Annotated in this window: 2 protein-coding genes; one reads left to right on the top strand and one right to left on the bottom strand. The window is 72.8% G+C overall.

Features of this window, described 5'->3' with window-relative positions; all coding sequences use genetic code 11:
• The coding region (locus LCE31_RS38395) for an MFS transporter (protein ID WP_225022816.1) at positions 1-1,254 on the bottom strand (1,254 nt) is incomplete at its 3' end.
• A 518-nt stretch (positions 1,255-1,772) separates the two neighbouring features.
• On the opposite strand from LCE31_RS38395, the gene rsgA reads away from it, so the two are divergent.
• Positions 1,773-2,975, top strand: a complete 1,203-nt coding sequence (rsgA, locus tag LCE31_RS38390) for a ribosome small subunit-dependent GTPase A (protein WP_374118703.1) — start codon at positions 1,773-1,775, stop codon at positions 2,973-2,975.
• The last annotated feature ends 109 nt before the right edge of the window (positions 2,976-3,084 follow it).

Genomic DNA, 3,084 nt, shown 5'->3' with positions numbered 1-3,084 from the left:
CGCGGGCACCGCCGCCGACCGGTGGCCCGGCGCCTCGTCCGCCGGTTCGAGCGCGGGGACGTGCCCGGGCCGGTGTGCCGTCACGGGCGGTGTCGCGGGGGTCCCGCCGCCGGCCCGGCGTTCCAGGACGGACGAGACGACGGCGAGCGCCAGAGCGGACACCGCGAGGCCGGCTCCGACCCAGTTCGGCGCGGTGTAGCCGGCGCCCGCCGCGATGACGAGGCCGCCGAGCCAGGCCGCCAGCGCGTTGCCCGCGTTGAAGGCTCCGATGTTGACGGCGGACGCCAGCGTGGGCGCCCCGTGGGCATGGTCGAGGACGCGCTTCTGGAGCGGCGGCACGGTCGCGAAGCCGAGCGCGCCGATCAGGAACACGGCCACGGCCGCGGCGGTCTTGTCGTGCGCGCCCAGTGTGAACAGGGCGAGGACCACGGCGAGTCCGCCGAGCGCGGTGAAGAGCATCGGCATCAGCCTCCGGTCCGCGAACCGGCCGCCCAGCAGGTTGCCGACGACCATGCCGAGCCCGAACAGCACCAGCAGCCAGGTGACGGACGACTCGGCGTACCCGGCGACATGCGTCATCATCGGCGCGATGTAGGTGACGGCCGCGAAGACCCCGCCGAACCCGAGGACGGTCATCGCCATGGCCAGCAGCACCTGGACGTTCTTGAACACCGCGACCTCGTGCCGCAGCCGCACCCCCTCGGGCCGCGGCAGATCGGGCACGAGCCTCGCGATCCCCGCGAGACCGAGGACCCCGAGCGCGGCGATGATCAGGAACGTGACGCGCCAGCTGGTGTGCTGTCCCACCAGGGTGCCGAGCGGTACGCCGACGACGTTGGCGACGGTGAGGCCGGTGAACATCATGGAGATGGCGCCGGCCTTCTTGTCGGGCGCCACCAGCTCGGCGGCGACCACGGACCCGATGCCGAAGAACGCGCCGTGCGCGAGGGACGCCACGACCCGGCCGATCAGCATGACACCGAAGGCGGGCGCGAGCGCCGACAGCACGTTCCCCACGATGAACAGGACCATCAGGAGCGTGAGCGCCTGCCGGCGCGAGACCTTGGTGCCGACCACCGTCATCAGCGGCGCACCCAGCATCACACCGAGGGCGTACCCGGTCACGAGGAAGCCGGCCGTCGGCACGGACACACCGAAATCGCCCGCGATGTCCGGCAGCAGGCCCATCACGACGAACTCGGTGGTGCCGATCCCGAAGGCCCCGACGGCGAGGGCCAGGAGCGCGAGTGGCATTGAGGGACGAACCTTTCTCCAGCGTGGGCACCTTACGTGCGTTGACAATAATTGCAGACGCTGGCTAATGCAAGCGCGGCATAGTGGCGCGCAACGCTCATGCGCGCTCGCGGGCGGCGGGGCAGCTGATCCGCGGGGTCCTGGCTGATCCGCGGGGTCCTGGAGGCCCCCCGGCGCCGGCGGGACGCTTTCGCCACGACCGCCACGACCGCCACGACGGGCGCGGCGGGCACGGCGGGCGGGAAATCCAGTGGTCCGGCCTCGTCCCGCGGGCTAGGGTCATGCCGTGTCAGGGACGGCCGGTCCAGCCGGTCGTCCGAGTCGTCCGGTCGTCCGGTCGGCTGTCCGATGCGTCGAGGTGAGTGAGGGGGTGTGACCGATGACTGTCGCCGCGATGGGCGCTGCCCGCCATCAGGTCGTGTTCACTCCCGTGGTTTCCGGCTGAGCGTTCTGCCCCGGAGCCCTCCTCGAAGGATTCCTCCTTGTCATCGCTGCCTTCTCCGTCCTCCCCCTCCCCGCTGCCTCACTCCTCCGCTGCTGCCGGTTCCGCCGGTTCTGCCGGTTCGCCCAGCACCACCGGTCCTTCTTCCGGATTCCCCGGCTCGGCCGCCCTCGTTCCCTACGGGTGGGACCCGTACTGGTCCGACGCGTTCGCGCCGTACGCGGCCCAGGGGCTCGTCCCCGGGCGGGTCGTGCGGGTCGACCGCGGGCTGTGCGATCTGGTCACCGAGGCCGGTGCGGTCCGTGCCGACACCGAGTTCGTGACGCCCCGTGATCCGACGCGGGTGGTGTGCACGGGCGACTGGGTGGCCGTCGACGCCGTCGGCGACCCGCGGTTCGTGCGCCATGTGCTGCCCCGCAGAACCGCGTTCGTACGCTCGACGTCGTCCAAGCGCTCCGAGGGCCAGGTGCTCGCGACCAACATGGACTCCGTCCTCATCTGCGTCTCCCTCGCCGACGAGCTCGACCTCGGGCGGCTGGAGAGGTTCCTCGCCCTCGCGTTGTCCACCGCCGGCGCACCGCCGTCCGGCGCGCCGCTGCCCCGGGCGGGCGGGGCGCGGCCCGTCCTCGTCCTGACCAAGGCGGACCTGGTCACCGATCCCGTCGTCCTCGCACACCTCGTCCAGGACGTCGAGGCCACGGCGCCCGGTGTACCGGTGCTGGCCGTCAGCGCGGCGGCCCTGACCGGCGTCGACGAACTGTCCGCACGGGTCGGCGGCGGTACGTCGGTCCTGCTCGGAACCTCCGGCGCGGGCAAGTCCACCCTCGTGAACGCCCTGACCGGCACCCGTGCGATGGAGGTTGGGGCCATCCGGGACGTCGACGGGAAGGGCCGCCACACCACCACGACCCGCAACCTCGTCCCGCTGCCCGGCGGTGGCGTCGTCATCGACACGCCCGGTCTGCGCGGCGTCGGCCTGTGGGACGCGGACACCGGTGTGGAGCAGGTCTTCTCGGAGATCGAGGAACTGGCGCGGGAGTGCAGGTTCCAGGACTGCGCCCACGACGTGGAGCCCGGCTGCGCCGTGCTCGCCGCGCTGGAGGACGGAACGCTCCCACCGCGCAGGCTGGAGAGCTACCGCAAGCTCCAGCGGGAGAACCGGCGCATCGTGGCCAAGAGCGACGCGCGGACGCGGGCCCAACTGCGCAGGGAGTGGAAGGCGAGGGGTGCCAGGGGCAGGGCGGACGCCGAGGCCAAGCGCGGCCGCCGCAACCGCTAGGCGGCCGTGCGCTCGTATCGCGGAAGGGCGCCGGTGCCGCGATGTGCAGGCGCCGCCGCGGCGCGGGAAGCGGTAGGGGCGGACGGCGAAGGCGGGCGGCGAAGGCGGG

It is taken from the genome of Streptomyces sp. 8L, from assembly GCF_020176795.1.
Classification (GTDB): Bacteria; Actinomycetota; Actinomycetes; order Streptomycetales; family Streptomycetaceae; genus Streptomyces.
Note: the sequence above shows the minus strand (reverse complement) of the source record. Positions and strands in the feature narration are given on the sequence as shown.